At 51.9% G+C, this 6,929-nt stretch carries 6 protein-coding genes, 2 tRNA genes and 3 rRNA genes; 6 read left to right on the plus strand and 5 right to left on the minus strand.

The window, feature by feature from the left end; genetic code table 11:
* Positions 1 to 97: 97 nt before the first annotated feature.
* The 6 genes from dusB to RTY00_RS16735 all read left to right on the plus strand — a co-directional run bounded on the left by dusB (position 98) and on the right by RTY00_RS16735 (position 6,085).
* Entirely contained in the window at positions 98 to 1,063 is a 966-nt protein-coding gene (dusB, locus tag RTY00_RS16710; protein WP_312665190.1) for a tRNA dihydrouridine synthase DusB, read from the plus strand.
* A 24-nt stretch (positions 1,064 to 1,087) separates the two neighbouring features.
* The gene (gene fis, locus RTY00_RS16715) at positions 1,088 to 1,384 is read left to right on the plus strand and encodes a DNA-binding transcriptional regulator Fis (protein WP_007891954.1); all 297 of its coding nucleotides are present in this window, start codon (positions 1,088 to 1,090) and stop codon (positions 1,382 to 1,384) included.
* Positions 1,385 to 1,928: 544 nt separating this feature from the next.
* Positions 1,929 to 2,954 carry an amino acid ABC transporter substrate-binding protein gene (locus RTY00_RS16720; protein WP_008105971.1) on the plus strand — a complete coding sequence of 342 codons (1,026 nt, stop codon included), beginning with the start codon at positions 1,929 to 1,931 and terminating at the stop codon, positions 2,952 to 2,954.
* 66 nt (positions 2,955 to 3,020) lie between these two features.
* Entirely contained in the window at positions 3,021 to 4,199 is a 1,179-nt protein-coding gene (locus tag RTY00_RS16725; protein WP_008105973.1) for an amino acid ABC transporter permease, read from the plus strand.
* Between the two features lie 15 nt (positions 4,200 to 4,214).
* Complete coding sequence (locus RTY00_RS16730; RefSeq protein ID WP_312665191.1) at positions 4,215 to 5,315, plus strand: amino acid ABC transporter permease; 1,101 nt, start codon at positions 4,215 to 4,217, stop codon at positions 5,313 to 5,315.
* Positions 5,316 to 5,323: 8 nt separating this feature from the next.
* Positions 5,324 to 6,085: an amino acid ABC transporter ATP-binding protein gene (locus RTY00_RS16735; RefSeq protein WP_061720213.1), complete on the plus strand. Its 762-nt coding sequence runs from the start codon at positions 5,324 to 5,326 to the stop codon at positions 6,083 to 6,085.
* 151 nt (positions 6,086 to 6,236) lie between these two features.
* Here RTY00_RS16735 and rrf (RTY00_RS16740) read toward each other — a convergent pair.
* The 5 genes from rrf (RTY00_RS16740) to rrf (RTY00_RS16760) form a co-directional block, all read right to left on the minus strand.
* A 5S ribosomal RNA gene (rrf, locus tag RTY00_RS16740) occupies positions 6,237 to 6,352 on the minus strand.
* A 36-nt stretch (positions 6,353 to 6,388) separates the two neighbouring features.
* Positions 6,389 to 6,464, minus strand: a tRNA-Thr gene (locus RTY00_RS16745).
* Positions 6,465 to 6,479: 15 nt separating this feature from the next.
* Positions 6,480 to 6,595: ribosomal RNA gene (gene rrf / locus RTY00_RS16750) — 5S ribosomal RNA — on the minus strand.
* A 36-nt stretch (positions 6,596 to 6,631) separates the two neighbouring features.
* Positions 6,632 to 6,707, minus strand: a tRNA-Thr gene (locus tag RTY00_RS16755).
* 15 nt (positions 6,708 to 6,722) lie between these two features.
* A 5S ribosomal RNA gene (rrf, locus tag RTY00_RS16760) occupies positions 6,723 to 6,838 on the minus strand.
* Positions 6,839 to 6,929: the final 91 nt, after the last annotated feature.

Raw genomic sequence — 6,929 nt, forward strand, 5'->3', positions numbered from 1 at the left:
TCTCTAACGGCGAATTGTTCAAAGTTTGGCCTTTCATCTTCTTTAAAAAATGCGTAATATACGCCGCCTTGCGAACAGTTAGGGTCACTTCTTTTTCATGCGCATTGGACAACATCAGCTACGTAATCGACTCATTGCTGCGCCTATGGCCGGAGTATCCGATAAGCCATTTCGCACCCTGTGTTATGAGAACGGCGCCGGTATGACTGTCTCCGAGATGCTGTCGTCGAACCCGGAAGTTTGGGCCAGTGACAAATCCCGTTTGCGTATGGTGCATAGTGACGAGCCTGGTATCCGCGCCGTGCAAATTGCCGGTTGCGATCCTGATGAGATGGCTGCTGCCGCGCGCATTAATGTGGCGTCTGGCGCGCAGATTATCGATATCAACATGGGCTGCCCAGCCAAAAAAGTGAATCGTAAGATGGCAGGTTCAGCGCTGCTGCAACATCCGCAACTGGTGGAGTCGATTCTCACCTCGGTCGTCAATGCAGTGGATGTACCGGTTACGCTGAAGATTCGCACCGGCTGGGACAAAGAAAATCGTAATTGTGTAGAGATTGCCCAATTGGCTGAACGCTGTGGCATTCAGGCTCTCACCATTCATGGCCGCACGCGCGCCTGTTTGTTTGAGGGATTTGCTGAATACGACAGCATTCGGACAGTTAAGCAGAGCGTTTCCATTCCGATCATCGCGAATGGCGACATTACTGACCCGCATAAAGCCAGAGCGGTGCTCGACTATACCAGAGCCGATGCTCTTATGGTTGGCCGTGCCGCTCAGGGAAGACCGTGGATCTTCCGGGAAATCCAGCATTATCTGGACACAGGGGAGCTGCTGGCACCGAAGCCGCTGGCTGAAGTGAAGCAAATGCTGATTGGACATATACGGGAGCTGCACGACTTTTACGGTCAGCGCAAAGGATACCGTATTGCCCGAAAACACGTTTCCTGGTATTTGCAGGAAAGTGCTCCTGATGACCAGTTTCGGCGCACATTCAACGCCATAGAGGATGCCAGCGAACAGCTGGAGGCGTTGGAGGCATACTTCGAAAATCTTGCGTAAACGAAATAAAGAGCTGAAAGAACTATGTTCGAACAACGCGTAAATTCTGACGTACTCACCGTTTCTACCGTTAACTCTCAGGATCAGGTGACCCAAAAGCCACTGCGTGATTCGGTTAAACAGTCACTGAAGAACTATTTTGCTCAACTGAACGGTCAGGATGTGAGTGACCTGTATGAGCTGGTATTGGCAGAAGTCGAGCAGCCTCTGTTGGACATGGTGATGCAGTACACCCGTGGCAACCAGACCCGTGCAGCTCTGATGATGGGTATCAACCGCGGTACCCTGCGTAAGAAGCTGAAAAAATACGGCATGAACTAATCTGTTCGTTGCTGCGATAACGCCAGCCTTGCGGCTGGCGTTTTTGTTTCTGCATCACGGATAATTTCCTGACGTTAGCAACGCATGAAACAATTGGCGCGATAATGGTAACGATAGTTGCAATTGCCGCAGTGATATCCCGCCCCTCTTAGCAACGTCTTTTCCTCCACTTTACTTCGCACTTATTTATCCTTTCATCACGCTCCAGCACGCTCTGTCTGTGATCATCAACCGCTTCGGCCGTAAGCGTGCAAACTCATACATCCACTCCTGAGCGTTAGCTCACACTGCTTCCATATAGTGAAACTTTTTGCACTATTTGTGATCGTGTCGTCTCGTCATGCTGCCTTTTGGTGCGCCATATTAGCCAGAATCTTCTGAGTGCTTCAGTTTATTAAAAGATCTTTCCAGAGAATTCAGGATTCTGCAAACCTGGCATCAGGTTTGCAGAGTTGTGGATGGCTAACCACCACAGACAGAAAAAAGCGCACATTAAAGTGCGCGCAAACATAACAACACACGATATCGCCACACAGGATGCTTTATGAAAAAGATGATGCTTTCCACTCTGGTTGCTGCAGCCTCGCTGTTAGCCGTTGCTCAACAAGCGCACGCTGGCACCACGCTGGATGCCATTAAGAAGAAAGGTTTTGTACAGTGCGGCATCAGTGACGGCCTGCCAGGCTTCTCTTATGCTGACTCTAACGGCAAATTCACCGGTATTGACGTGGATGTGTGCCGTGCGGCCGCTGCAGCGGTATTTGGCGACGCAACCAAAGTGAAATACACCCCGCTGACCGCGAAAGAGCGCTTCACCGCGCTGCAGTCCGGCGAAGTGGACATCTTGTCTCGTAACACCACATGGACCTCATCACGCGATGGCGGCATGGGCTTCCTGTTTGCAGGCGTGAACTATTACGACGGTATCGGCTTCCTGACTCACCAGAAAGCCGGCCTGAAAAGTGCTAAAGAGCTGGATGGCGCCACCGTGTGTATTCAGGCCGGTACTGATACCGAGTTGAACGTGGCTGACTACTTCAAAACCCACAAAATGCAGTACACGCCAGTGACCTTTGACCGCTCTGACGAATCCGCCAAAGCGCTCGACAGCGGCCGTTGCGACACCCTCGCTTCTGACCAATCTCAGCTGTATGCGCTGCGCATTAAACTTGGCAAACCAGACGAATTCATCGTACTGCCAGAAGTGATCTCCAAAGAGCCGCTGGGTCCGGTTGTGCGTCGCGGTGATGACGATTGGTTCACCATCGTTAAATGGTCACTGTATGCCATGCTGAACGCGGAAGAGATGGGTATCAGCTCTAAAAATGTCGATGACATGGTAGCCAAGCCAACTACGCCGGATATGGCACATCTGCTGGGCGCGGAAGGTGACTTCGGTAAAGACCTGAAGCTCGATAACAAGTGGGCTTACAACATCATCAAACAAGTGGGTAACTATCAGGAAGTGTTCGACCGTAACGTCGGTAAAGACAGCGCACTGAAAATTAAGCGCGGCCAGAATGCGCTGTGGAATGCGGGCGGCATCCAGTACGCTCCGCCAGTTCGTTAATTCCGTCCTGCCAGTCGGGCACCGCATCCTGCGGTGCCCACGCGTAATCTTCACTGAGGTTTTAACATGTCGCAACGCCCAACCGTAAAAAGGGATTTTTCGTTCGGTAATCCTACGGTTCGCGCCTGGCTTTACCAGATCGTCGCGATTGTTGCCGTGCTTGCTGTGGTGGGATATTTAATCCACAACACCGTAATCAACCTGGCCAATCGTGGCATCACTTCCGGATTCGGGTTTCTGGATCGCAGTGCCGGCTTCGGCATTGTCCAGCACCTGATCGATTACACCGAAGGCGACACCTACGCGCGCGTGTTTATGGTGGGGTTGACCAACACCCTGCTGGTTTCCGCGCTCTGTATTGTTTTCGCTTCGATCCTTGGCTTTGCCGTTGGCCTGGCTCGCTTGTCTGAGAACTGGCTGCTGCGCAAGCTTTCAACCATTTATATCGAGACCTTCCGTAATATCCCGCCGCTGCTGCAGATCTTTTTCTGGTACTTTGCGGTACTGCGTAACCTGCCCGGCCCGCGTCAGGCACTTAACGCGTTTGATTTGGCATTCGTCAGCAATCGCGGTTTGTATATCCCCTGGCCCGAGTACGCGCCTGGCACCTGGCCGTTTCTGATCGCGCTGGCGTTAGCGGTGCTGGGTTGCGTGGCGCTGTTCCGCTACAACCGCAAGCATCAGCTTAAAACCGGCCAACTGCGTCGCACCTGGCCGGCTGCGGTCGGGCTGCTGGTTTTGCTGCCGCTGATTGCTCATACCCTGTTTGGCGTTGCCATGCATTGGGATGTGCCGGAACTGCGTGGATTTAACTTCCGCGGCGGTTTCGTAATGATCCCTGAGCTCGCCGCGCTGACTCTCGCGCTGTCGGTTTATACCTCGTCGTTCATCGCCGAAGTGATTCGCTCCGGTATTCAGTCGGTACCGCATGGTCAAAATGAAGCAGCACGTTCGCTCGGTTTACCTAATCCAGTGACCATGCGTCAGGTGATTATTCCGCAGGCCATGCGTGTGATTATCCCGCCACTGACCAGCCAGTATCTGAATATCGTGAAAAACTCATCGCTAGCGGCCGCTATCGGCTATCCAGACATGGTTTCGCTGTTTGCAGGTACCGTGCTGAACCAAACAGGTCAGGCGATTGAAACTATCGCGATTACCATGGCGGTTTACCTGATTATCAGCCTGATCATTTCACTGCTGATGAACCTCTACAATCGCAAAATTGCGCTGGTTGAGCGTTAAGAGAACGGGATCATTATGTCTGTTACTACACATGAAACACCGCCGATTCCGACCAATCCACTCAGTAAGGCTTGGCTCTGGGCACGCAAAAATCTGTTCTCCAGCTGGCTGAATACGTTGCTGACGTTGTTCAGTATTTGGCTTATTTGGAACGTAATTCCTCCGGCACTCAACTGGCTGATATTTCAGGCTAACTGGATTGGTGAGACGCGCGCAGATTGCACCAAAGAAGGCGCATGTTGGGTATTTATCCATGCGCGCTTTGGCCAGTTTATGTATGGGCTCTATCCGCATGAGCTGCGCTGGCGCATCAATCTGTCGCTGGTCATCGGCTTGCTCTCGATTATTCCGATGTTCATCAAATCAATGCCGCGTCGCGGTCGCTATATCGCCTGCTGGGCGGTGGTCTATCCGGTTGTGGTTTGGTTCCTGATGTATGGCGGCTATTTCGGTCTAGAGCGCGTAGAGACTCGCCAGTGGGGCGGACTGACATTGACGCTAATTATCGCTTCAGTGGGGATTGCCGGCGCGCTTCCGTTGGGGATTTTACTGGCGCTGGGACGCCGCTCAGAAATGCCGGTGGTGCGTACACTTTCGATCATCTTCATTGAGTTCTGGCGTGGCGTACCGCTGATAACCGTACTGTTTATGTCATCGGTGATGCTGCCGCTGTTTATGGCCGAAGGTACCACCATCGACAAACTGGTACGTGCACTGGTTGGCGTGATCTTGTTCCAGTCTGCGTATGTTGCGGAAGTGGTGCGCGGCGGTTTGCAGGCGCTACCGAAAGGCCAATATGAAGCTGCGGAATCGCTGTCGCTGGGCTACTGGAAAACCCAGATGCTGGTGATTTTACCGCAGGCGCTCAAGATGACCATTCCCGGCCTGGTGAACACCATCATTGCACTGTTTAAAGATACCAGTCTGGTGATCATCATCGGCCTATTCGATCTCTTCAGTAGCGTGCAGCAAGCCACCGTCGACCCAACCTGGCTGGGGATGTCGACAGAAGGCTATGTGTTTGCTGCCATGGTTTACTGGATTTTCTGTTTTAGCATGTCGCGCTATAGCCAGTATCTGGAGAAGCGTTTTCACACCGGGCGTGCATCGCACTGAGGTTTAACATGACACAAACTATGACTAATGCGGCTGATGCCATGATGATTACACTCGAAAACGTTAACAAATGGTACGGTCAGTTCCATGTACTGAAAGACATCAACTTAAAAGTAAAACCACGTGAACGTATCGTATTATGCGGACCTTCTGGCTCGGGTAAATCGACCACTATTCGTTGCATCAACCACCTCGAAGAACATCAGCAAGGACGTATCGTGGTGGATGGAATCCACCTCAATCACGATGTGCGCAATATTGAACGTGTTCGTACTGAAGTAGGTATGGTTTTCCAGCATTTCAATCTTTTCCCGCATCTTACCGTTCTACAAAACTGTACACTGGCGCCGATTTGGGTACGCAAAATGCCTAAGAAAGAAGCGGAAGAGCTGGCCATGCATTATCTCCAGCGTGTACGCATTGCCGAGCATGCGCATAAGTTTCCTGGTCAGCTTTCGGGTGGTCAGCAGCAGCGCGTGGCGATCGCCCGTTCACTCTGCATGAAGCCGAAAATTATGCTGTTTGATGAGCCAACTTCAGCGCTAGATCCTGAGATGGTTAAAGAAGTACTCGATACGATGATTGGCCTGGCAGAAGATGGCATGACCATGCTGTGTGTTACTCATGAAATGGGGTTTGCACGTACCGTTGCGGACCGCGTGATCTTTATGGATCGGGGTGAAATTGTGGAAGAAGCTCCACCTCAGGAGTTCTTCGCTAACCCGAAATCAGAACGTACGCGTGCGTTTCTGTCACAGGTTATTCATTGATATCCAGATAGTGAGATTGAAAAGCGCCTCTGCTGCAAAGCAGGGGCTTTTTTTATAACTGCAATTTTAATGGGGTGCTTTTCAGTAGCATTGAAGGTTTTGATGCATACAAAAAAGCCCTGAACTTTCGTTCAGGGCTTCTGTGTTTGATGCCTGGCAGTTCCCTACTCTCGCATGGGGAGACCCCACACTACCATCGGCGCTACGGCGTTTCACTTCTGAGTTCGGCATGGGGTCAGGTGGGACCACCGCGCTAAAGCCGCCAGGCAAATTCTGTAATTTACCGAACTCACGCTTTAAAACTGGTGCTGATACCCAGAGTCGAACTGGGGACCTCACCCTTACCAAGGGTGCGCTCTACCAACTGAGCCATATCAGCACACTTTAATTTGATGCCTGGCAGTTCCCTACTCTCGCATGGGGAGACCCCACACTACCATCGGCGCTACGGCGTTTCACTTCTGAGTTCGGCATGGGGTCAGGTGGGACCACCGCGCTAAAGCCGCCAGGCAAATTCTGTAATTTACCGAACTCACGCTTTAAAACTGGTGCTGATACCCAGAGTCGAACTGGGGACCTCACCCTTACCAAGGGTGCGCTCTACCAACTGAGCCATATCAGCACACTTTAATTTGATGCCTGGCAGTTCCCTACTCTCGCATGGGGAGACCCCACACTACCATCGGCGCTACGGCGTTTCACTTCTGAGTTCGGCATGGGGTCAGGTGGGACCACCGCGCTAAAGCCGCCAGGCAAATTCTGTAATTTACCGAACTCACGCTTTAAAACTGGTGCTGATACCCAGAGTCGAACTGGGGACCTCACCCTTACCAAGGGTGCGCTC

This window comes from Pantoea sp. CTOTU49201 (genome assembly GCF_032054795.1).
In the GTDB taxonomy this organism is placed as follows: domain Bacteria; phylum Pseudomonadota; class Gammaproteobacteria; order Enterobacterales; family Enterobacteriaceae; genus Pantoea; species Pantoea symbiotica.